Consider the following 23485-nt stretch of genomic DNA (forward strand, 5'->3'; position numbering starts at 1 on the left):
CGGCCACGGTCAGCGCCCGCGGGTCAACGCGTGCAGCAGCGCCTGCGGTCAGCGCGCACTGGACGGCGCCCGCGGCTAGCACCCCGCCGGCCAGCGCTGGCGGTTAGCGGGTGCGGGTGTGGGTCTCCGGTTCGCGGGTGACGCGGTCTACCCGGCGGCCGGATTCGTCGAAGATGTGGAGGCGGGCGGTATCGACGGCGAGGTGGACCTTGGAGCCGGTCTTCAGGCCGGCGTTCGGGTCGATCTCCAGGACCAGGTCGGCGCGTCGGTGGGTCGCGGCGGCGGTCGGCTCGGGCTCGATGGACGACGCTTCGATGCGGCCCAGCCGGGTCTTCGCCCTGGAACGCCAGCCCGACAGGCGGGAGGTGAGGCCGGACATGTGCGGAGCCGCATGCCGCGTCCTCGGTCCACCGTCGGCGAAGGCGAGGCGCTTCGGCGTACGGGGGCGGGCGGCCACGCCGACCAGGTCGGGGTTGAGCATCTCGACGCCGCACTCGATGAACGCGATCCATTGGTTGCCGTGGAATTCGAGGGTCCGCAGCTTCCCGGAGAGGTGGCCCGGTTCGCCGCCGCCGGCCGCGGCGACGGTGAAGGCGTCGGAGCGGGCGCCGACGATCACCTTGGCGCCGTCGTGGCTGCTCAGGATCAGCGAACGGCGGTCGATCGGCGGCAGCTGGATGGACTGGGCGCCGAAGTCGAGGCTGACCCGGTGGTGCGCGGTGACCCGGACGACGGCCGACATCAGGTTGATCCGCGGACTGCCCAGGAAGCCGGCGGCGAAGGCGGTCGCGGGATCGTTGAAGACCTGATCGGGAGTACCGACGTCCTCGATCCGCCCGTCGCGCATCACCGTGATCCGGTCCGCCAGGGTGAGCGCCTCGATCTGATCGTGGGTGACGTACACCGTGGTGACGTTGAGATCGCGGGCCATCGCGCCGATCTCCTGCCGCAACTCGGTCCGCAGGGTCGCGTCGAGATTCGACAACGGCTCGTCCATCAGGAAGATCTGCGGCTGCCGGACGATTGCCCGGCCGATTGCGACGCGCTGACGCTGGCCGCCGGACAATGTTCTCGGCAACCGGTCCAGGGCGCCCTCGATCCGCAGGATCCGGGCCAGCCCGGCCGCCTTCGTGCTCGCCTCGGTCACGTCGTCGCCGGCCATCCGCAACGGGAACATGATGTTCTCCCGCGCGGTCCGGTTCGGGTAGAGCGCGCCGTTCTGGAAAACCAGTGCGACACCGCGATCTTTCGGCGACAGGTCGGTGGCCAGCGTCCGGCCGAACCAGACCTCGCCCGCGCTCATCTCCTCCAGCCCCGCGATCATCCGCAGCAGGGTCGTCTTGCCGCATCCGGACGGTCCGAGCAACACCATGAACTCGCCGTCCGCGACGTTCAGTGACACGTCGTTCACGGCGGGATACTTGCCGTCATAGGTCTTCGAAACCGAGTCCAGCCGGATTGCTGTCATCACCACCTCCGTTGGGGTGAGGTGAGTACACAGCCCCGCGCGAAGGTTGTCCATACCTCCGCGCATACGCTTGCATGATGGACGATCCGCAGACCTGGCGAGAGGCCCGCCGAGAGGCTGCTGCAGCCCAAGCCGCCGCACTCCAGCACCGCAAGGACAACGAGACTGCGCAGGCCCGTAAGTTGCTGGCGGAGTTCGTCGCGAAGATGCATTCGCTGGGAATCGAACCCCAACCACTGCGGGCGCCGGTGGTCGGATCGGGCGCCAGCTACCGAACCGATGTGACCGGCTGGTACCTCCGCCGCAACCACTCGTTAGGGGTCGATGCCGAGGGCAACTTCTACATCCTGGGAATGCAGCCGAGTGTGAAGGCCAGGCTGCTCGGAGTACAGGTGCAGCCGTCCGACCCACCGATCATCATCGGCCAGGGCGCACGCGACGGCGAGTCGCTGCCGCTCAAACAGTTGCTGGAGCTGCGGCTGGCGGAGATCGAGGACCCGGAGTAATTGAGTTGCAGCTGACCCGGCCGGTTGGTAACGTCCCCGGCCTGTCTTTTTGATGGTGGATCGAATCGAACCGGACGGCCTCCGGGGCGGGATCAACTGAGCGCGACCCAGTCCGATTCGATGATTCGAGGCTCCTTGTCATGGGCGAAACCACAGTCGAACCTGCCTCCACTTCCAACGCCACCGCCGAACTCGAGGCCGAGCGCGCCTTCCTGGCCGAGGCCAAGGCCGCGCTGGCTCGCATGCACCAGGAGGTCGAGGGGCGCGACGTCCCGCTGATCGGCGGCGAGGACAACGACGAGCGGTTCACCAACGAGGCGAACGAGCGGGCGAAGAAGATGCGGACGCAGGCGCTGCTCGACCTGCCGGACGTACCGCTGTTCTTCGGGCTGCTCGACTACGAGGCCGGGACCATCGAGGACCTGGACCAGATCCACATCGGGCGCCGGCACGTCCATGACGGGAGTGGGGTGCCGCTGGTCATCGACTGGCGGGCGCCGGTGTCGGTGCCGTTCTATCGGGCGACCCGGAGCGATCGGCAGCGGCTGGTGCTGCGGCGGCGGTACGGGTTCTCCGATCATGCGGAGCTGACCGGGTTCGAGGACGAGTCGCTGATCGGGGCCGTTGAGACCGACCAGGCCGATGCGTTCCTGCGGGCCGAGATCGAGCGGCCACGGACCGGGCCGATGCGTGACATCGTGGCGACGATCCAGCCTGAGCAGGACGATCTGGTGCGGGCGCCGCTGCATCCAAGCGTCTGCGTGCAGGGTGCGCCAGGTACCGGCAAGACGGCTGTCGGGCTGCACCGCGTCGCGTACCTGCTCTACACCGAGCGCGAACGGTTGAGCCGTGGTGGCGTTGTGATCGTGGGGCCGAACCGGTCGTTCCTGTCCTACATCCGCAAGGTCCTGCCCGCGCTGGGTGAGGTCGACGTACGGCAGATCACCATCGACGAGCTGATCAGCCAGCCGGCCACGGCGGTCGACGACGCCGAGGCGGCGCGGCTGAAGAGCGATGCGCGGATGGCGCTGGTACTGCGACGCGCACTGTGGTCGCACATCGGCGTACCGGCCGAGGGAGTCCTTTACAGCAAGGGATCCCAGCGGTATCGGGTGCATGACTACGAGCTGGCGGAGATCGTCTCCGCGCTGCGGGAGTCGACTCGGTACGCGCCGGGGCGGGACGCGCTGGCGCAGCGGGTTGCGCACGCGGTACTGGTCCAGATGGAGCGGCGAGGGGAGTCGCCGGACGATCGCGTGCAGAACGCGGTGGCCCGGTCGAAGCCGGTGAAGGCGTTGCTCGACGCGGTCTGGCCCAAGGTCGTACCGGAGCAGGTTCTGCATCGGCTGCTCTCCGACGCGGATTTCCTGTCGCAGTGTTCGGACTTCACCGCGGACGAGTGCGCCGCGTTGCTGTGGAAGAAGCCGGCCCGCTCGTGGAAGTCGGCGAAGTGGTCGGCTGCCGACACGCTGCTGCTCGACGAGCTCAACGACCTGATCGAGCGCAACTCCGGCTCGCTCGGCCACCTCGTCCTCGACGAGGCTCAGGACCTCTCGGCCATGCAGCTTCGCGCGCTGTCCCGAAGGTGCCGCACCGGCTCGGCCACCGTGCTCGGCGACCTCGCGCAGGCCACCACTCCTTGGGCAGCGGGCTCCTGGGCGCAAGTACTCGGTCACCTCGAGAAGTCCGACGCCATCGTCGCCGAGCTCGACCGGGGATTCCGCGTCCCCGAACAGATCATCGACTTCGCCGCGAAGCTGCTGCCGCGGATCGCCCCGACGCTCGGTGTGCCGAGCGGTGTCCGTACGGTCGCCGACGCCCTGAGCGTCGTCGAGACCGACGAGCAGTCGTTCACCGACACCCTCATCGCATCCTGCCGAACCGCCCTCACCGCGGAAGGCTCCGTCGCCCTCATCGCCGCCGACGCCCACGTCACCCGCCTGTACGACGCTCTGCTCGGCGCCGGCCTCCAACCCGCCCTACTCGGCGCCACCGAGGAAGAGATGGACACGACCCGCCTCGTCTGCGTCCCGGCGACCCTCGCCAAGGGACTCGAGTTCGACTCGGTCATAGTCGCCGAACCGGCCCAGATCGTCGCAGCCGAGCCCCGCGGCCTCCAACGCCTCTACGTCGTCCTGACCCGAGCCGTCAGTTCATTGCGGGTCGTCCACGCAACGCCGCTGCCCGAGTCCTTGGGCTAGCTACTTGCTGGATGGTTTGGGGCCGGTCGAGCGGAGGCTTCCCAGCCGGGACAGGGCGTCGAACCAGAACCGGGCGCCGGGGATGGTTGCCATCATCATCAAGATCCAGCCGAGCAGGACCAGGAGTACGAGCAGCACGTCTTGACCGGTGCCGGTGCCGGTGCCGTGGTCGGGGTCGGCGAGGCCGCGCTTCTCGAGCCAGTTGCAGGTGGCTCCTGGGGCGGTACAGGCCGAGACTGTTCCCCAGCCGAGCGGGAGGCCGGCCGCTCGAGTCTTCTGGATTTCTTTGCGGAGGTCGCTCAGGCAGTCGCCGGCGTCCTTGGTGGTGCACTCGGCGGAGTTCGCGGCCGCCTGGCTGACGACCGTTTCGCGGAGGGCCTCGTCGGTGTAGAGCGAACGGGTGATGCCGATGGCGTTGACGTTGAAGAGGACCACCAGCACGGCGGCGACAGCCAGCGAGATCCAGCGGACGTGGCGTTTGTACCAGCCGGACACCCGGTCCATGTGGTCGTTGTACCACTGCTCCAGACTCACCCGGAACGCCGTCAGGTCGCCCTCGGCCTCGGCGACGAGGCCGAGGAGGGTCTTCTTCAAGGGGTTGCCGGCCGGCCAGCCGTTGATCTCGGTCTTCACCTGGTCCAAGGTGGTGGCGCCGGACAGGTCGGGGACGATGACGTCGAGGAACGCCCTGGGCGAAGGCACGGCCGGAGACGTACGACGGGAGTTCGCGCCGGGCCTTGGCGCTCAGCTTGGCGTTGCCCGCGTTGGTCGCCACCACTCCGTTGTCCGCGGTGCGGGCGACCATCGGCTGCGTCATGACCTGGGTGACCAGGGGACTGGTTCCGACCGGTGGTTCAGGCTGGTTCGGCGTGGTGACGGGAGCTTCGGAGGTACGCCGTACCAGATCCTTCCAGCCCAGTTTGAAGTCGCTCTGGCCGTCGACCAGCGAGCGGATGCCGCGGAGCAGGTACTCGCCGCGCAGCCCCATGAAGCGGGCCGCTCCCTCGGTGACGACCGAGACCACGGCGGAGAGGGTTGCGAAGACCAGGATGAGTCCGAGGGCGGTCTGTACGACCAGGCTGTCCATGAGGGTCATGATCCTGCACAGAGCCGGTGGTATGCCATCGTGAGTGAATGAGCATCGAGGTACGGCCTGCTTCGGTCTTCGAGGACGTCCGGGTCCTGATCGGACCGAAGCGGCCTGATGCCACCGTGTGCTGGTGTCTGAGTCACCGGATTCCGTCGAAGCTGAACAACCAGTTGCATGGTCCGGAGCGTGGGGAGTACGTCGCTGAGCTCTGTCGTAAGGAGCCTGCGCCTGGGGTCATCGCGTATGACGGTGATGAGCCGGTTGGGTGGGCCGCGATCGCGCCTCGGTCGGAGACGTCGTTCGCGCGGACCACGAGGATCCAGCACGTCGATGATCTGCCGGTATGGTCTCTGTGGTGCATCCGGGTGCGGCCCGGCCACCGGGGCGGTGGGTTGTCCCGGGTGCTGATCGACGGTGCGGTCGAGTTCGCCCGTACGAACGGCGCTCCGGTCGTCGAGGCGTATCCGCTCGACAGCGGCGAAGCCAAGGTCGACCTGACGATGGCGTACGCCGGCATCCGCAAAAACTTCGAACGAGCAGGCTTCGTGAAGGTGGCGGACACGAAGTCGACGCTGGCCGGCCATCCACGAGTACTGATGCGGTTAGACCTGCGGTGAACGACAAAGAACGGCGTCCGGGAGTACCGGACGCCGTTCTTTTGCCTTGAGTCAGCTGAGTGTTGCGAGGGTGTCGTTCCACGTCTTCGAGGGGCGCATGATGGCTGCGGCCTTGGCCGGGTCGGGCTGGTAGTAGCCGCCTAGGTCGACGGGGCTGCCCTGGACTGCGATGAGTTCGTCGACGATGGTCTTCTCGTTGGTGGCCAGGGTTTCGGCTACCTGGGTGAAGGACTTGGCCAGGTCGGCGTCGTCGGTCTGCTTGGCCAGTTCCTGGGCCCAGTACAGGCTCAGGTAGAAGTGGCTGCCGCGGTTGTCGATGCCGCCGACTCGGCGGGTGGGGGACTTGTCCTCGTTGAGGAAGGTCGCCGTGGCGCGGTCGAGGGTGTCGGCCAGGACCTGGGCGCGGGCGTTGCCGGTGGTCTGGGCGAGGTGTTCGAAGCTGGCGGCCAGGGCGAAGAACTCGCCGAGGCTGTCCCAGCGCAGGTAGTTCTCCTTGATCAGCTGCTGCACGTGCTTCGGCGCCGAGCCGCCCGCGCCGGTCTCGAACAGGCCGCCGCCGGCCATCAGCGGGACGACGGACAGCATCTTGGCGCTGGTACCGAGCTCGAGGATCGGGAACAGGTCGGTCAGGTAGTCGCGCAGCACGTTGCCGGTGACGGAGATGGTGTTCTCACCGCGCCGGATCCGCTCGAGCGAGAACTTGATCGCGTCCACCGGCGCCAGGATCTTGATCTCCAGGCCCTCGGTGTCGTACTCGGTCAGGTAGGAGGTGACCTTCGAGATCAGCTTCGCGTCGTGCGCGCGGGTGTCGTCCAGCCAGAAGACGGCCGGGTCGCCGGTGGCGCGGGCGCGGGTGACGGCCAGCTTGACCCAGTCGCGGATCGGCGCGTCCTTGGTCTGGCAGGCGCGGAAGATGTCGCCGGCGGCGACCTCCTGCTCCAGTACTACGTTGCCGTCGGCATCGACCACGCGAACCGTGCCGGCCTCGGCCAGCTCGAACGTCTTGTCGTGGCTGCCGTACTCCTCGGCCTTCTGCGCCATCAGGCCGACGTTCGGGACCGAGCCCATCGTCGCCGGGTCGAAGGCGCCGTGCGCGCGGCAGTCGTCGAGGACGACCTGGTAGATGCCGGCGTAGCTGCTGTCCGGCAGCACCGCGAGCGTGTCGTGCTCCTCGCCGTCCGCGCCCCACATGTGGCCCGAGCTGCGGATCATGGCCGGCATCGAGGCGTCGACGATCACGTCGGACGGCACGTGCAGGTTGGTGATGCCCTTGTCGGAGTCGACCATCGCGAGCGCCGGGCCGTCGGCCAGCTCGGCGTCGAAGGACGCCTTGATCGCGGCACCGTCCGGCAGCGCGGCCAGACCGTTGTAGATCCCGCCGAGCCCGTCGTTGGCGGACAGGCCGGCCGCGGCCAGCGTCTCGCCGTACTGCGCGAAGGTCTTCGGGAAGAAGCTGCGGACGACGTGCCCGAACACGATCGGGTCGGACACCTTCATCATGGTGGCCTTGAGGTGCACCGAGAAGAGCACGCCCTCGGCCTTCGCCCGGGCGATCTGCGCGGTCAGGAACTCGTCCAGCGCGGCGACGTGCATGACGGAGGAGTCGACGACCTCGCCGGCCAGCACGGGGATCGACTCACGCAGTACGGACGTGGTGCCGTCGGCGCCGACGAACTCGATCTTGAGCGTTCCGTCGGCCTCGATCACGGTCGACGTCTCGGTCGACCGGAAGTCGTCGGAACCCATCGTCGCGACGTTCGTCTTCGAGTCAGCGGTCCAGGCGCCCATCCGGTGCGGGTGCGTCTTGGCGTAGTTCTTCACCGAGGCGGGCGCGCGGCGGTCGGAGTTGCCCTCGCGCAGGACCGGGTTCACGGCCGAGCCCTTGGTGCTGTCGTAGCGGGCGCGAATGTCGCGCTCCTCGTCGGTCTTGGGCTCGTCCGGGTACTCCGGGAGCGCGTAGCCCTGCGATTGCAGCTCGGCGATCGCGGCCTTGAGCTGCGGGGCCGAGGCGGACACGTTCGGCAGCTTGATGATGTTCGCGCCCGGCGTCTTGGTCAGCGCGCCGAGCTCGGCGAGCGCGTCCGGGGTCCGCTGGTCTTCGGTCAGGTAGTCGCCGAAGACGGCGATGATCCGTCCGGCCAGCGAGATGTCCCGGGTCTCCACGGCTACACCGGCCTGCGCGGCGTACGCCTGGATCACCGGCAGGAACGAGTACGTCGCCAGGGCCGGGGCCTCGTCCGTATGGGTGTAGATGATGGTCGACTCAGTCACTCGCGTCTGTCCTCTGCTCCGTCGATGTCGCTCCTCGGGCCACCCCGGGGAGGCAACCCCACCTTAGTCGGCGGCGCGGCCGGGTTCGGCGGGGAGTGGTGATGCTCACCAGGAAGGTCGCCGAGGTCTTCCCCCGAGGCGCGATCCGGTTTACCTTCAAGATCCGTGTGAGCGCTCTCACACGGGAGTTCGCCTTCTTCCGCCCCCGGAGGTGCTTCCGTGATACCCACCCCTGCCCGATCCCGCCGCCGCCGCATGCGCTGGCGCGCGGCCATCGTCGCGCTCGTCCTGGCCGTCTGCTCGACCCTCCTGGTGGGTGGCGTGGCGACGGCGGCCGACGACTACACCCAGTCGGCCACGTCGCTGAACGCGACCCAGGCCCAGATCTCGTTCACCCCGACCACGGCGGCCCTGTACGTCGATGTGCACTACACCGGCACCGCACAGGGTCAGCAGAACGTCCGGATGACACTGAGCGGCGGCACCTGGCGGACGACCGTCAGTGGGCTGTCCAGCGGCACTGTCGTCGACTACTGGTTCACGTACGAGAAGAGCGGACCGCAGTACGACACTCCGCACTTCAGCTACACGCATGGTGGGACCACTCCGCCGCAGACGGTCGCGACGCCGACCTTCTCGCCGGCCGGTGGCAACTACACCTCCGCGCAGACGGTGACGATCTCCACCTCCACCGCGGGCTCCACGATCCGCTACACGATCGACGGCTCCACGCCGACCGCCTCCTCGACCTTGTACTCCGGACCGATCAGTGTCCCGACGACCCGGACGGTCAACGCGATCGGCATCAAGTCCGGCCTCACCAACTCGGCGGTCGGCAGCGCGTCGTACACGATCGGTTCCGTACCGACCGGGTGCACGACCCAGCCCGACGTACCCAACTTCGGCCCGAACACGCGCATCTTCGACCCGGGCATGTCAGCCGCGTCGATCCAGGCGCAGCTCGACACCGACTTCAACAACCAGAAGGACACGCTGACTGCGCAGATGGCGAACCGCCGGGTCGCGCATCTGTTCAAGCCCGGCTCGTACAGCGTTCACGATGACGTCGGCTACTACACGTCGGTCGCCGGCCTCGGTCAGAATCCTGGTGACGTCGTGATCAACGGCGCGATCACGGTCGATGCGTTCAACGCGTCCGACCAGGGTGTCGCGCTGCAGAACTTCTGGCGGTCCGCCGAGAACATGGCCGTGAACCCGATCGGCGGCTCGAACCGCTGGGCGGTCGCGCAGGCGGCGCCGTTCCGCCGGATGGACATCCGCGGCAACCTGCAGCTCTACCCGGCCAGCTACGGCTTCGCCAGCGGGGGCTACATCGCCGACACGAAGGTGTCCGGTCAGACGGCGTCGATCTCGCAGCAGCAGTGGTACACCCGGGACAGCAACCTCGGCAGCTGGGACGGTGGCGTGTGGAACATGGTGTTCTCCGGTACGCCGGGAGCGCCCGCCACCACCTTCCCGAACCCGCCTGAGACGACGCTCGCCACGACGCCGGTCTCGCGGGACGTGCCCTACCTCTACATCGACAGCGCTGGGAAGTACCGGGTCTTCACGCCGTCGCTGCGGACGAACGCCTCGGGTGCCAGTTGGGCCAACGGGTCCACGCCGGGGACGTCGATCCCGATGAGCCAGTTCTATGTGGTGAAGGCGGGCGACACCGCGTCGTCGATCAACTCGGCGCTGACGGCCGGCTGCAACCTGTTCTTCACGCCGGGCGTGTACCACCTCAACCAGACGCTCAACGTGACGCGGGCCAACACCGTCGTACTGGGGATCGGCTACCCGACGCTGATCCCTGATGGTGGGGTCAACGCGATGCAGGTCGCCGACGTGGACGGCGTACGGATCAAGGGACTGCTGTTCGACGCCGGTACGACGAATTCGGCTGCACTGCTGACCGTCGGCGCAGCGGGTTCCTCGGCTGGTCACGCGGCGAACCCGACGACGCTGCAGGACGTGTTCTTCCGGATCGGCGGCTCGATCGCCGGACACGCGACGACGAGTCTTGTTGTCAACAGCAACAACGTGATCATCGACCACATCTGGGCCTGGCGGGCCGACCACGGCAACGCGGGCACGTGGGGGTGGACGCAGGCGACGGCGGACACCGGGTTGCTTGTCAACGGCAACAACGTGCTGGCGACCGGGCTGTTCGTCGAGCACTACCAGAAGTCGCAGGTGATCTGGAACGGGCAGGGCGGCAAGACGATCTTCTTCCAGAACGAGATGCCGTACGACGTACCGAACCAGGCGAGCTGGAACCGCCCGAGCGGGAAGGCGGGCTATCCGGCGTACAAGGTCGGCGACAACGTCACGTCGCACGAGGCGTGGGGGTTGGGCAGCTACAACTTCTTCAACGTCAACCCGTCCGTGAGCGCGTACAACGCCTTCGAGGTCCCCAACAACGCGAACGTCCGGTTCCACAGTCTCTGCACCGTCTCCCTCAACTACCAAGGCGTGATCACCCACGTCATCAACGACACCGGAGCAGTCACCCCACCCGGCACGGTGCCGGTCAATGTGGTGAGCTACCCCTAACCGAAGAGGCCGGCCGGGCAGGTTGCCCGGCCGGCGTCGGGTCGACGAAGGGGGTTGTGGCGGTGGTACGGATTCTCGGACCTGGTGAGTCGGAGCAGGAGTACACGGCTCGCGGAAGCAGGATGTTCTTCAAGGCGCTGGCCGGTCAGGACGACGGCGACCTGTCGCTGATGGAGCGCACCTTGCCGGTTGGCGGGCGACGACCACCGGCCCACCGCCATACGAACTGCACCGAGGCGTACTTCGTCCTGGACGGGCTGGTCGCGATCCAGGTCGGCGACGAGGAACTGTCCGTCGGCCCCGAGGGGTTCGTGCTGATCCCTCGGGGAACGCCGCACACCTTCGGCAACGGTGGCGACGCGGAGGCGCGCCTGCTGGTGATCCACACGCCGGCCATGGACGCGTACTTCGCTGAGCTCCACGAGCTGTGGAACCGCGGCGAGCCACCGACCCCCGACGAAGAACGGGAGTTGATGGCTCGCTTCGGGATGGAGAAGGCGTGACCGCTGGTCAGGACAGCGTGATCAGGCGGGAGCCGTGGGACGGTACGGACTTGGCTGTCCAGGACTTGTTGGACTTGCCGAGGTCCTGGCGACTCACCAGGTCGCGGACCTTCCTGGTGCCGTGGATGCCGAGCCGGCTCCATGGGACGGTGATGTCGGCGGGGGAGTCGCTGAGGTTGTAGACGGCTACGGCGAGGCGGCCGTCGGGGAGGGGCTTCTTCCAGGTTTGCAGGGGTCCGTCGGTGAGCTTGGTCGGGATGACGCCGGCCTGGTCGACGGCGATCACCTCGTGGTTGGTGAGGATGGACTTGGCGGTGTGGTCGAGGTTGACGAGGTCGCCGCCGACGTACAGGGGGGACGAGGCCATCGACCAGAACGTCATCACGCTCTGCCGTTCGGTGTCGGTGATGCCGTCCTGGATGCCGGTGCCGGTGTTGTTGTTGATCGGCATCGAGTCGAGGTCCGGCCAGTAGTTCGGCTTGACCACGTCGAGCCACTTCGGCAGATCCTCCCAGCGGTTGTCGACCGAGCTGGTCCAGGTGGCGACGGTGTTGCAGTAGCACTCCACATCGGTGTCGACGCGGACGCTGTTCGCCCACGGTCGCAGGCCTTCGCCGGCGTCACGTGGTACCGGCCAGGCGCTGGCGGTCAGCCACATCTTGCGGCCGCTCTGGTCGATCGCCTTCGACCAGGCCTCGATGTCGGGGATGTTGTCGGTGGTGACTCCGTCGACCTTGACGAAGTCGACGCCCCAGGAGGCGAACTTGTTCGCGATCGAGTTGAAGTACGCCTGCGCGCAGGGCTTGGTGAAGTCGATCTTCCAGTCGCCGCCCCACATGTTGGTCTTGGTCAGCGGGTAGACGGTGATGTCCTGGGTCGTGCAGTTGGTGCCGACGATCGGGGCGTTCTTGTCGTAGATCGCGGTCTGCAGTCCGGCGCCGCCGTACAGGCCGATCTTCAGACCCTTGCCGTGGACGTACCGGGCCAGGCTGGCGATGCCGTTGGGGAAACGCTCCGGATCGGCCTCGGGGATGCCGTTGGCGTCGGTACGGAACTCCCAGTTCCAGTTGGCGTTCCAGCCGGCGTCGAGGTTGATGTTGGTGTAGCCGGCGTGCTTGAGGTTCTTGGCCATCGAGTCCGTCGCGGACTTGATGTGGTCCTCGGTGAGCCACTTGGTGCCGTAGTCGGGGTTGCTGGAGGACTGGACACTCCAGCTGCTCCAACCCATGAAGGGCTTGACGCTGAAGTCGCTCTTGGCTGCGGCCGGCGCGCTGGTGGAGACCAGCGTCGCGGCCAGGATGACGGGAAGGGCGGTCGCCAGCGCGACCGCACGGCGGTACAAGAGGGCGGTAGGCATGCAAAGCACCGTACGATCAGTTACTTAATCACGTCAAGAATCCAGACCGTCACTGCTCGCTATGGTTCGGTAGGGTCGAAGGACCGGTACCGCTGGGGATGAGAGGTGTGGGTGAGCAAGGGCTGGTGGTTGCTCGTGGCCGGTGCCGTGCTGGTGGCGGCGTGGGCTGCGCGTGGGGACGATTCGCCGGTACCTGAGGCTGCTCCCCGGCCGAGTGTTTCGGTCACGCCTCAGCCGGCGAAGCCGAGTCCTACGCAAAGGCCGTCGCCGCGGGCGGATTGGTTCAACGACTACGATCCGGCGGAGTTCGCGGTACCGGTTCGCAAGTACGCGAAGCGGGCCGGGATCAGCAGTCAGTTGCTGATGGCAATCTTGTACAACGAGGCGTACAAGCCGCATGATCCGCAGCTGGAGCGGTCGTGGCAGCACTTCAAGGAGGACTCCGCGTTCGGGATCGCCAACATGCACCGGGCCGCCTTCGACGACACCAAGCGTGGTCGGTTCGGCAAACGGCAGTGGGAAGAGTTGCCCGATCATCCCGACCTCGCGATCGAGGCCGCGGCCTGGCATCTGCATGACCTCGCCCGGCGGTTGCCCGATCGGCGGAGCGGAAAGTTCAGCAAGGACGAGTTGCTTGCCCTGGGCTACAACACGGGGGCAGGCAACATGAGGGCCTTCGCGACCGGCGCCAAGCCCGGTGCCCAAGCGCAGTCCTACCTGGACAACCTCCACGAAAACTGGGACAAGGCCGCGAAAGCCGTCAAGTAGTCAGCAGTTCAGGGGTGCCGGTACGGCGTCGCGGGTGGATGATCTGATTCATGGATACCAGGGGTGGGATCGAATCGATGATCACCGGCTACCGGATCTCGGCGGCGCTGAGCGTCGCGGCGGAGCTCGGGGTGTCGGACGAGCTGGCGAAGGGGGCGCGGACGGTCGCGGACCTGGCGGCCGTGACGGGGGCGGATGAAGAGACGCTGGGCCGGTTGATGCGGGCGTTGGTGGCGATCGGCGTGTACGCGGAGGCTGACGGCGCCGTCAGCAACACCGAGCTCGGGGAGATGTTGCGGTCGGACGTGCCCGGTACGCTGCGGCCGCTCGCTCGGACGCTGCAGGATCCCGCGCTCTGGGCGGCCTGGGGTCATCTCGGGCACAGCGTTCGTACCGGCGAGAACGCCTTCGAGGCGCTGCACGGCGTCGACGTCTGGACGCATCGGCAGCGGCAGCCGGAGCACAACGAGATCTTCAACGACAACATGACCGCGCTCAGCTGGAAGATCGCGGCGGCGGTCGCGAACACGTACGACTTCTCGGGGTTCCAGACGGTGGTCGACGTCGGCGGCGGCAAGGGCATCGTGCTGGACGCGGTACTGCGAGCCAACGACCAGCTCCTCGGCACGGTCTTCGACCAGCAGCACGTCGTCGCCACCGAGCCGGTGTCGCCGGCCGTCGCGTCGAGGTGGTCCGCGGTCGTCGGCGACTTCTTCAAGGAGGTCCCGCCCGCCGACGGCTACCTGCTCAAGTCGATCCTGCACGACTGGCCCGACGACCGCTGCGTCGACATCCTCCGCGTCTGCGCCCGCTCGCTCAACCCGGGCGGCTCGGTCCTGGTCATCGAAACAATCCTCGACCGTCCAGGCCAAGAAGCCCAGGCGGCCTTCTCCGACATCAACATGCTGGTCATGCCCGGCGGCCGCGAACGCACCGCCGACCAGTACGCCGCCCTCTTCGCCGCCGCCGGCCTCCACCAGACCCGCGTCATCGACACCCCCAGCCGAATGTCGATCCTCGAAGCCCGTTAGCGCCAAGCCGCACCGGGGGCCTTGGCGTAGTGCGTCCAGACGTACCGCCACGGGATGACGGCGACGACGACGACGATGAAGGAGCAACTGAACAGGACGCTTCCGGTGTCCGCATCCACGTCGCCTGCGAGGAGATGGGGGAGCGCGACCGCGACCAGCCAGATGAGCTTCCAGAGCACTTCGAACAGCAGGATCGGGAGCAGTTGGACCGGGTACCGGAGGCCGAGGATCGCCAGCAGCGACATCGCGGTCAGCAGACAGGCGACGACGCCTTCCATCACGGGCAGAGAGCGGGCCTCCTGGATGACGACCGGCCACTTGACGATCACCAGTCCCACTGCCATGAACGCGTAACCGGCTCGCAGCACGTTCTGCCGGCGGGTGGACAACTCCGTGGTGCTCAGTACCTCTAGTTGACTCATGCCTCAGGGTGCGCCCGGCGGGCTGGTTGACCTAGTGAGGTTGCTGTTTCTGGGAAATGAGCGGGCTTGCTTCGAAGAAGGCGCGTACTACCGCCGGGTCGATGCCGTGGGGGTGGTGGTCGGCGCCGGGGCGGATGACTGTTTGGGAAGGGCCGCCCAGGTTGGTGTAGTTGGCCAGGAGAGGTACGGAGTTCTCGTTGGCAGGTACTGCTCGGTCGGCGTCTCCGTAGGCGACCAGGAGGGGGATGCGGGCGGCGGCGAGTGGGGCGAGTTTGCTGATCGGGCTGATCGCGGCGACGGCGTCCAGGTCGGTGGGGTCGAGGGCATAGACCTTCAGCATTTGTTGCCATTCGGCTGGTGCGGACGGCGCGTCGCCGAGGCCGCCGGGCCAGCTGCGGAGGTCGCAGACGGCGTTGTCGAGGTAGATGGCGCTGACGCAGTCTGGGTGGGCGGCTGCCCAGGAGATCGCGTACAGGCCGCCTCGGCTGAGGGCGATCAGGGCGGGACGCGGATCGAAGGCGAGCTCGTCGACCAAGCACCGGTACGCCGCCCACCACGCGGCCATGGCCACCGGGTCGCCGTACCGATCGGGCACCTCGACGTAGACCAGATGCCACCCCGCGTCGAGCATCGCCCGATCGGCATCATCGAAAGCACCGAGAAACTCCGCCCGCCAAACCCACGGCAGCCCACCCGCCGGCTCGACGCCGGGTGGCGGGCTGATGATCTGGACGGTGACGCCGTCAACCTCTCGCGTTGACAGCGGATAGCGGTCCCGATAGGTCGTCACAGCAACCAACCATGGCACGATGGCGCCGTGCTGCTCTTCTCGGGTGCGTTGCCTGGTGGCGACGAGGCGATGGAGCTGGCCGTCGCCCACGCGTTGGTGCGGCAGGCGTCCACCGGTGAGGTGAGCGAGGCGCTCCGGATCTACCGCCCGGCCGCCCCCGTCGTGGTTTTCGGCCGTCGCGACACCCGCCTCCCCGGCTTCGACGCCGCCGTGCGATCTGCCCGCGCAGCCGGATTCGAGCCCTTGGTACGCGCCGTCGGCGGCCGCCCGGTCGCCTACACGCCCCAAGCCCTCGTCATCGACCACGTCAAGCACGAACCAGTCGCGCCCGACGGCCTCGAGAGCCGGTTCCAGTACTTCGGCAACCTGTACGCCGAAATCCTCCGCGACTCCGGCATCGACGCCCGAGTAGGCGCAGTACCCGGCGAATACTGCCCGGGAGCCCACAGCGTCAACGCCCGCGGCACCGTCAAACTCGTCGGCACCGGCCAACGCGTAGTCCGCAACGCCTGGCTCTTCAGCACCCTGATCATCCTCGGCGACGACGACCAACTCCGCCCCCTCCTGACCGACATCTACCGCCACCTGAACCTCCCCTTCGACGCCGCGTCGGTCGGCTCCCTCTCATCAGAACTACCCACCTTCAACCCGAACACCTTCGAGCAACGAGTCACCACCGCGTACGGCGTACAGCAACCGACCCCCCTCGGCGCCGCAACCATCAAACTGGCAGCAACACTGACCACCGACCACCGCGCCTAGCACCGCTCCATTGGTGACGTCATCGTGTGGATCCCGTCAGGTTTGTTTGCGGAGGAGGCCGGTTATGCCGGCTAGGAGGATGGCGGCGAAGATCCAGGACAGGAGGCGCATGGTGTGGAAGGTGATGGCTAGTGCTTGGGCGTTGCTCGACGGGGTCCAAGTGTTGGTGGCGCCGATTACTGGGAAGGCGGTGGAGAGGCCGTAGGTCAGGGGGTCCAGGCAGGGGACGTCCCAGGTGGAGCGGGAGCACTGTGAGGCCGGCGCTCGGCCGGGTACGGGGGACTGGCCCCTTGTGGCCAGGTCTGTGCGGATGGCCGCGGTGGTCGGGGTGGTGAACTGGTCGGCGGAGGTGGCGGCGATGGTGGTTGCCCCTATGAAGATGAGCGCCAACCAGAACAAGGCGACCAGGGGGTAGTAACCGTGACCGGTGGTCACTCGGTATGCCTGCCGGGCGAGCCAGATGGGCATGGCAGTGCCTTTGGTCGAACGGACTGCCGACTTGTACCGGATCCAGCGTGCGTCGGTCGGCTGACCGTTTCGGTCGTAGACCGCTGCCAATGCCTGCCAGGGCTGCGCTGCCGGCTGGGTCGACAACCAGGCTGCGGCGGCTGTGCGATCGGTACGGATCCTGCCGCTCACGTCCTGGACGGTCCATCCGGTCACGTCACCAAGTGTCGGCAGTTCGCCGGCGGTGTCGCCGACGACCAGATGCTGGATCTCCGCGCCCGCGAAGCTGAGGGGACCGACCGCCGAGAAGTCCTTCTTCAGGACGAGCTTTCGTTCGCAGTGCAGCCCATCGGCGATCAGACTCTGTCCGGCGGCATTGGTCCCGCGGAGGTGAGCGCCGCTCAGGATGAGCTGACCACCGATCCGCGCACCTGCGAGCCGGACCGCTCCGGCTGTGGTGAACCCCAAGGTCACCCTGCTGTCGACTCGCAGCCGGTCGGCGGCCATGCTGACACCGCGCCGGTTGGTGCCGTTGATCGATGCTCCGCTCATCGACAGGCTCCCGGTGACCTGCGCGCTCATGAGCTGTACCGCACCCGCGCAGTTGAGCGATCCGAAGTACACGTTGTCGTCGACCCGAAGACGGTCCGCGATCAGGCTGACGCCGTTGGGGTTCGAGCCATGGATCGTCGCGTCGGTCATGCTCAGATGTCCGCCCAGGCGTGCGCCGATGAGCTTGACGGCGCCGTCGGTGCTGAAACCCTTGCTCAGGTAGGTGTTGTCGCCGACCCGAAGACGGTCGCCGAGCAGGCTGATTCTTGCGCTGTTCGCGCCCCGCAGAGCAGCTCCCTGCATCTTGAGCTGACCGCCGATCGTGGCGCCGATCAACCGGACCGCTCCTTCGGTGACCAACCCCGGGCTGAGGTTCGCGTCCTGACCGACGCTGAGGCCGTCGGCCACCAAGGCGCAGCCGTCGGCATCACGGCCGTTCAGGGTCGCGGTTCGCATTCTCAGTTGAGCGCCGATGCTCGCCCCGACCAAACGAACCGTTCCCGCCGATCTGAACCCGTCCGACAGACTTGCGATGCCATCGACCCGCAGCCCGTCCGCGGACAGGCTGATCCGGTGCTGGTCGAAGCCGGCGAGGTTCGCGCCGTCCAGTACCAGGTCACCGCTGATGTGGCCGCCCGTCAGCCGGACCGCGCCGATCGAGCTGAAATTCCGATCGAGATTGAGGTCGTCCGTCACCCGGAGGCCGTCGCCGACCAAGCTGATGCCGTCGTCGCCTCTTCCCTCGAGCGTCGCGTCGGTCAAGGTGAGGTTCGCCGCCACCTCACAGCCGGTCAGCAGCAGCCGACCGCTGAACGCACTACCCGTCAGGTCAAGACCGCGCAGCCTCGCGTGCCGGAGGTCGAAGTCGTCAGCGAACCAGCAGCAGGTGAATTCCAGCGGCAGGTCCACCTGGATTCCGGACAGGTCGAGGATGCCGTCGATGACTGCGCCGCGGACGGCTAGTCGCCGTTGCCCGGCCGGCCGGTCGGCGGCGACGATGAGAGCTCGCAGTTCGTTGGCGGAGATCACCAGGTCCGTCGATACCCGGCCTCGCAGGGCCGGACGCCAGAACGGCAGGTTCTGCCCGAGAACGAGCTCGCCCTCTTCGCTCAAGGCGCTGAGCAGGGCGCTGTGATGCGACATGTGGTTCCCCCCACAGATTGCTTGCTTCATCGTGGAGCGCCGGAGGGGTTACCGCCAGTAGTGGTCAATTAGTTAACGGCGTGAATAATCCTGCCTCTGGATCTTGACATCACCTGAGCCAGGCATGAAGGTTCCAATATCCTATCCGATCTGTGGTTCTTGTCCGGGGGTCGACGAACCGCAAAGAGAGGTCATCGTTCATGTCCAGGTTCCTTCGTAACAAGACGAGGCGAGGCATACTCGCGGGGGTCCTCGTCGCCGCCGTCCTCCCGATCGGGTTGACCGCTTCCGCCGCTCAAGGGCCGGCCACGCCCCCGCCGAGTGCCGCGGATGCCAAGACCAAGACCACGACCAGTACTACGTCCGGCAGCATCTCGATGCCGGCCAACGTCGTCACCGCGGGGAGCCCTTCACTCGGGCCGGCGGGGGCGCAAGCGGCCAAGCCCTACATGGGCTGGAGCAGCTACAGCATGCAGGTGTACTCGAACGACGGCGGCAACTGGATCAACGAGGCCCAGATCACCGCCCAGTCGGACGCGATGCACAAGAAGCTGCAGCCGTACGGGTACAACCGGATCAACATCGACGCGGCCTGGAACGGCGGGGTCGACGAGTATGGCCGGCCCGTGCCGAGCACCAAGCTGTACCCGCACGGCCTGCCGGCGTTGATCAAGCACATCCACGACAACGGCCAGAAGGTCGGCATCTACAGCATCCCCGGTATCTCGAAGGCGGTGCTGGACGCCAACTATCCCGTCTACGGCGCGCCGGAGTGCCGGACCGGCAGCCTGGCCAAGCAGCCCCTGCAGCAGGGCGACTACTGGGGCTTCGGCTACCGCGTCGACATGGCCAACCCATGCGCCCAGAAGTACATCGACTCGATCGTGGACCTGATGGCCTCGTGGGGTGTCGACCTGCTGAAGTTCGACAGCGTCACGCCGGGCTCGGGCAAGAACGACCTGTCCCTGGACGCCCGCGACGAGGTCAAGGGCTGGTCGCAGTCGCTGGCCCGGCACAAGATCTGGCTCGAGCTGTCCTGGGCGCTCGACATCAACTACGCCGACTACTGGAAGTCGGTCGCGAACGGCTGGCGGGTCGAGTGGGACGTCGAGTGCTACTGCCCTGGTGAGGCACTCACGGCCTGGCCGAACATCAACCGGCTGTTCCCGAAGGCCGCCGACTGGTGGCGGCACGCGGGCCCCGGTGGCTGGAACGACTTCGACTCACTGAATGTCGGCAACGGCACGATGGACGGTCTGACCAAGGACGAGCGCCGTACCGCCGCAACGCTGTGGGCCGTCTCGGCAGCCCCGTTCTACATCGGCAACGACATGACCAAGCTGGACTCGTACGGGATCGAGCTGCTCACCAACCCCGAGGTCATCGCGGTCAACCAGGCCGGACGCCCCGCGCAGCCGGTGTCGACCAAGAGCAACAAGCAGGTCTGGTACTCGCTCAACGCCGACAGTTCCTACACCGTTGCCCTGTTCAACCTCGGTACTACCGAAGCCAAGATCACGGCGAACTTCTCCGACCTCGGTCTGGACGGCTCCGCGACGGTCCGCGACCTGTGGGCGCGTCGGGACCTCGGCCAGTACGACGGCAGCTACACCGCGGCGGTCGTACCCCCGCACGGCGTCCGGCTGTTCAAGGTCACCCCGGCGAAGAAGGCCGCGATCCGGGTCAACGACGACGACCTGCGCGTCGCGTACGACGGTGTCTGGACCCGCAACAACAACAACGAGGTACCGGCCGTCTCCGAGCCGCTGACGGTCGACGTCACCGACACCGGCACCCAGACCCCGCCGGTCGCGGGCAACGGTGGTACCCGGACCGTCGAGCTGAACAACGACAACTCCAGCATCGTCTACACGGGTTCGTGGAGCCGCAGTACCGGGCGTGGCCTGGGCGACTACCAGGACGACGTCCAGTACACGGAGACCAACGGCGACGCGTTCTCGTACAGCTTCGTCGGCAACGGTGTCGACTACGTCACCGAGAAGGATCCGTCCCAGGGCGAGGTCGAGATCTACGTCGACGGCGCGCTGAAGGCGACCGTGGACACCCATGCCGATTCCCGGTCGGCGCAGCAGACGGTGTTCAGCATCTCGGATCTGCCGAACGGCAGCCACACGATCCGCGGTGTGAAGAAGTCGGGCCAGTTCATGCTGCTCGACAAGCTGGTCGTCCGGCAGGAGAGTCTGCTGAACCCCGGTACGGCGTCCTTCGACAAGCAGGCCCAGGCCGATGTCAGCACCGAGATCGCCCGCGATCCCGGCGAGCTGGCCTCGATCGCCAATGCCGGCAAGGTGCTGGTCAAGGGCACCGACTACACCGTCGCGGGCAAGGTCGTGACGATCAAGGCGGGGTACCTGGCGACGCAGCCGGTCGGCAGTACGAAGCTGGACTTCAGCTTCCGCGGTGACTACCGCGACGACGTACACGCGGCGACCGCGAACGGCGCGGCGCTCGAGTTCGCCTTCAAGGGTGTCAGTGTCGACTGGGTCACCGCGCTGGCTCCGGACCAAGGCGACGCCGACGTCTTCATCGACGGCAAGCTCGTCACCCGGGTCAACCTGCACGCCGACGCGCGGCTCACCGCGCGGCAGGTGTTCAGCAAGACCGGTCTGGCCGACGGCAACCACACGCTCCGGATCGTGAAGGTGTCCGGCAACGTCCTGCGCAACGACCAGCTCCGCTACACCCTCGCCAAGTAGTAGTACAAGTAGGCAAGTCACTCTCGGGGTGGTCCGGCAACGGACCACCCCGAGTTCGCGTTACCAGGTCGGGCGGTTGATCGCGGCCGGTCTCGGATGCTGGCCATCGCGCGGTATCGCGGTTGATTCAGGCTTCAATTGGCAGCGCCGGGAGTGCTTGTGAAATGAATCTCAAGAGTTGGGGATCAGGCCTTGCGGCGGATAAGGTCATTTAGGTAAGGCTTGCCTAACTTAGCGTGAGGGAACTGGGGAGATCGTGAGAGACCTCCGAGTCGCCGTCGTCGGCGCCGGGCCTGCGGGAATCTACGCGGCTGACATCCTGACCAAGGAGCACGATACGGCCACGGTCGATCTGATCGAGCGGCTGCCCGCTCCGTTCGGGTTGGTGCGGTACGGCGTGGCGCCGGATCACCCGCGGATCAAGGAGATCATCAAGGCGCTGCACCGGGTGGTCGGCCGGGACCGGATCCGGTTCCTCGGCAATGTCGAGTACGGCGCCGACCTCAAGCTCGAGGACCTGCGCCGGCACTACGACGCGGTGATCTTCGCGACCGGCGCGATCACCGACCGCGAGCTCGACATCCCGGGCATCGACCTGCCGGGCAGCTACGGGGCCGCCGACTTCGTCAGCTGGTACGCCGGACATCCCGACGTACCGCGGGACTGGCCGTTGGAGGCTCGTCACATCGCGGTCCTCGGGGCAGGCAATGTCGCACTCGACGTGGCCCGGATGCTGGCCAAGCCTGCCGACGAGCAGCTCACCACCGAGATCGCGGACAACGTGTACCGCGGGCTGAAGGCCAACCAGGCCACCGACGTGCACGTGTTCGCCCGGCGCGGCCCGGCGCAGATCAAGTTCACCCCGATGGAGTTGCGCGAGCTCTCGCACTCGCCGGCCGTCGACGTGATCGTGCACCCCGAGGGCTTCGAGATCGACGAGGCGAGCCAGCAGGCGATCAACTCGAACAAGGGCACGCGGTTGATGGTCGACACGCTGCTGAAGTACCTCGAGGCCGAGCCGACCGGCGCCGAGCACCGCATCCACATCCATCTCTGCCAGGCGCCGGTCGAAGTACTGGGCACCGACCGGGTCGAGGCGCTCCGGACGGAACGGACCGAGTTGCAGGGTGACGGCACGGTGAAGGGCACCGGCGAGTACGTCGAGACGCCGGTACAGGCCGTGTATCGCGCCGTCGGGTACCTCTCCTCGAACCTGCCCGGTGTCCCGTTCGACCACCAGGCCGGGGTGATCGTCAACGACCGCGGCCGGGTGCTCGACATCGACGACGTACCGCTGCCAGGGCTCTACACGACGGGCTGGATCAAGCGTGGCCCGATCGGCCTGATCGGCCACACCAAGTCGGACGCCGCCGAGACGATCGCCAGCCTGCTCGCCGACCTGGACGGCCTGCCGCGGCCCGAGGTCTCCGATCCCGACGCGATCCTGGCGCACCTCGCCGACCGCGGCGCGACCGTCGTCGACGCCGACGGCTGGTCGCGCCTGGACGCCCACGAGCAGTCGCTCGGTCAGGCGGAGGGCCGCGAGCGGATCAAGGTCGTACCGCGCGAGGACATGCTGAAGGCCTCCCAGGGCTGATTCCAATTGCAGGGGTTCATGTCCGGGGCCCGCTCGGCTTTCGACTAGCTGCAACCAAACCGTCGGCCAGCGCGAGGGCGTGGAGTCGGCCGGGGCAGGCGTGCGGTCCTGCGCCGAAGGGCGTGTCGGTCAGGTCGATCTCTACTGTCGAGCCGTCGGGGGCGATGCGCCGGGTCTTGGGCACCGGCGGATCGCTGCGGCCGGCGAGGGTGTTTGCGACCAGCGCGGCTGTCGCGTCGCAGGCTTGAACGAGCAAGGCGATGAGGTTGGCCGCGCTCTCGTCGCTGAGCCGATCGGGGTGTGGGCGATCGTCCAGTCCGCTGGCGTAGTGGGCGCGGAGGAGGCGGGCGAGGCGGTCTGTGGCTTGGTCGGCTTCTGGAGTGATCGTGGTGTGGGGTTGATAGGACTTGGCGATGACGGCGACGTCGTCGGCGACCGAACAGGGCAGACCCAGAGCCTCGGCCAGTACTTCGACCGGGCTGGTGCCGCGCTCGAGCGCCAGCGCACGCAGATCGTCCGGGTCGATGGCGGCCAACGAAGCCACGGCCAGTGCTCGCCGACGGTCATGGGTCGGGCCGTTGCTGAAGCGGGCGACGGATGAGCGCAACCAGGCGACGCCGGTCGTCGCCGGGGGAGTGGTCGGGACCAGGTAGTTCGGATCGCTCAGCACAGCAACGACCGTACGAG

18 protein-coding genes are annotated in these 23485 nt (G+C 67.3%); 10 read left to right on the forward strand and 8 right to left on the reverse strand.

Translation table 11 applies throughout. The annotated features are described in order from the left end of the window. Positions 1–103 precede the first annotated feature (103 nt). Complete coding sequence (locus ACIA12_RS04030) at positions 104–1468, reverse strand: ABC transporter ATP-binding protein (RefSeq protein ID WP_396365314.1); 1365 nt, start codon at positions 1466–1468, stop codon at positions 104–106. Between the two features lie 77 nt (positions 1469–1545). On the opposite strand from ACIA12_RS04030, the gene ACIA12_RS04035 reads away from it, so the two are divergent. Both ACIA12_RS04035 and ACIA12_RS04040 read left to right on the forward strand, forming a co-directional pair. Further along, positions 1546–1974 carry a hypothetical protein gene (locus tag ACIA12_RS04035; RefSeq protein WP_396365315.1) on the forward strand — a complete coding sequence of 143 codons (429 nt, stop codon included), beginning with the start codon at positions 1546–1548 and terminating at the stop codon, positions 1972–1974. Positions 1975–2114: 140 nt separating this feature from the next. Next, complete coding sequence (locus ACIA12_RS04040; RefSeq protein ID WP_396365316.1) at positions 2115–4175, forward strand: HelD family protein; 2061 nt, start codon at positions 2115–2117, stop codon at positions 4173–4175. Here the strand turns inward: ACIA12_RS04040 and ACIA12_RS04045 are convergent, their stop codons facing one another. Beyond that, positions 4176–4877: a hypothetical protein gene (locus tag ACIA12_RS04045; protein ID WP_396365317.1), complete on the reverse strand. Its 702-nt coding sequence runs from the start codon at positions 4875–4877 to the stop codon at positions 4176–4178. 432 nt (positions 4878–5309) lie between these two features. Between ACIA12_RS04045 and ACIA12_RS04050 the strand changes: the two genes are divergently transcribed. Then, positions 5310–5882, forward strand: a complete 573-nt coding sequence (locus tag ACIA12_RS04050) for a GNAT family N-acetyltransferase (protein WP_396365318.1) — start codon at positions 5310–5312, stop codon at positions 5880–5882. A 51-nt stretch (positions 5883–5933) separates the two neighbouring features. On the opposite strand, the gene ACIA12_RS04055 is transcribed toward ACIA12_RS04050, so the two are convergent. Then, positions 5934–8153 (reverse strand): NADP-dependent isocitrate dehydrogenase, encoded by a 2220-nt coding sequence (locus ACIA12_RS04055; RefSeq protein ID WP_396365319.1) that lies wholly within the window; start codon positions 8151–8153, stop codon positions 5934–5936. 219 nt (positions 8154–8372) lie between these two features. Between ACIA12_RS04055 and ACIA12_RS04060 the strand changes: the two genes are divergently transcribed. Both ACIA12_RS04060 and ACIA12_RS04065 read left to right on the forward strand, forming a co-directional pair. After that, the gene (locus ACIA12_RS04060) at positions 8373–10709 is read left to right on the forward strand and encodes a chitobiase/beta-hexosaminidase C-terminal domain-containing protein (RefSeq protein ID WP_396365320.1); all 2337 of its coding nucleotides are present in this window, start codon (positions 8373–8375) and stop codon (positions 10707–10709) included. Between the two features lie 62 nt (positions 10710–10771). Beyond that, positions 10772–11212 (forward strand): cupin domain-containing protein, encoded by a 441-nt coding sequence (locus ACIA12_RS04065; protein ID WP_396365321.1) that lies wholly within the window; start codon positions 10772–10774, stop codon positions 11210–11212. A 7-nt stretch (positions 11213–11219) separates the two neighbouring features. Here the strand turns inward: ACIA12_RS04065 and ACIA12_RS04070 are convergent, their stop codons facing one another. Further along, positions 11220–12569 carry a glycoside hydrolase family 27 protein gene (locus ACIA12_RS04070; RefSeq protein WP_396365322.1) on the reverse strand — a complete coding sequence of 450 codons (1350 nt, stop codon included), beginning with the start codon at positions 12567–12569 and terminating at the stop codon, positions 11220–11222. 111 nt (positions 12570–12680) lie between these two features. Here ACIA12_RS04070 and ACIA12_RS04075 point away from each other — a divergent pair, with 111 nt between their 5' ends. Then, positions 12681–13337 (forward strand): transglycosylase SLT domain-containing protein, encoded by a 657-nt coding sequence (locus ACIA12_RS04075; RefSeq protein ID WP_396365323.1) that lies wholly within the window; start codon positions 12681–12683, stop codon positions 13335–13337. A gap of 50 nt (positions 13338–13387) precedes the next feature. Beyond that, a complete protein-coding gene (locus ACIA12_RS04080; protein ID WP_396365324.1) occupies positions 13388–14368 on the forward strand; it encodes a methyltransferase in 981 nt (326 codons plus the stop codon). Here ACIA12_RS04080 and ACIA12_RS04085 read toward each other — a convergent pair. Continuing rightward, positions 14365–14790, reverse strand: coding sequence for a hypothetical protein (locus ACIA12_RS04085; protein ID WP_396365325.1), 426 nt, complete (start codon positions 14788–14790; stop codon positions 14365–14367). The two genes, ACIA12_RS04080 and ACIA12_RS04085, sit on opposite strands and share 4 nt — an antisense overlap. A 31-nt stretch (positions 14791–14821) precedes the next feature. Beyond that, the gene (locus ACIA12_RS04090; RefSeq protein ID WP_396365326.1) at positions 14822–15580 is read right to left on the reverse strand and encodes an alpha/beta fold hydrolase; all 759 of its coding nucleotides are present in this window, start codon (positions 15578–15580) and stop codon (positions 14822–14824) included. Positions 15581–15607: 27 nt separating this feature from the next. Here ACIA12_RS04090 and ACIA12_RS04095 point away from each other — a divergent pair, with 27 nt between their 5' ends. After that, a complete protein-coding gene (locus tag ACIA12_RS04095) occupies positions 15608–16342 on the forward strand; it encodes a biotin/lipoate A/B protein ligase family protein (protein ID WP_396365327.1) in 735 nt (244 codons plus the stop codon). 36 nt (positions 16343–16378) lie between these two features. Here the strand turns inward: ACIA12_RS04095 and ACIA12_RS04100 are convergent, their stop codons facing one another. After that, complete coding sequence (locus ACIA12_RS04100; RefSeq protein ID WP_396365328.1) at positions 16379–18484, reverse strand: hypothetical protein; 2106 nt, start codon at positions 18482–18484, stop codon at positions 16379–16381. Positions 18485–18684: 200 nt separating this feature from the next. Here ACIA12_RS04100 and ACIA12_RS04105 point away from each other — a divergent pair, with 200 nt between their 5' ends. Continuing rightward, positions 18685–21201, forward strand: a complete 2517-nt coding sequence (locus tag ACIA12_RS04105; RefSeq protein ID WP_396365329.1) for a X2-like carbohydrate binding domain-containing protein — start codon at positions 18685–18687, stop codon at positions 21199–21201. A 256-nt stretch (positions 21202–21457) separates the two neighbouring features. Then, a complete protein-coding gene (locus ACIA12_RS04110) occupies positions 21458–22798 on the forward strand; it encodes an FAD-dependent oxidoreductase (RefSeq protein ID WP_396365330.1) in 1341 nt (446 codons plus the stop codon). A 16-nt stretch (positions 22799–22814) separates the two neighbouring features. Here ACIA12_RS04110 and ACIA12_RS04115 read toward each other — a convergent pair whose 3' ends face one another. Further along, positions 22815–23468: a hypothetical protein gene (locus ACIA12_RS04115; protein WP_396365331.1), complete on the reverse strand. Its 654-nt coding sequence runs from the start codon at positions 23466–23468 to the stop codon at positions 22815–22817. Between the last annotated feature and the right edge of the window lie 17 nt (positions 23469–23485).

This window comes from Kribbella sp. NPDC051620 (genome assembly GCF_044453825.1).
Classification (GTDB): Bacteria; Actinomycetota; Actinomycetes; order Propionibacteriales; family Kribbellaceae; genus Kribbella.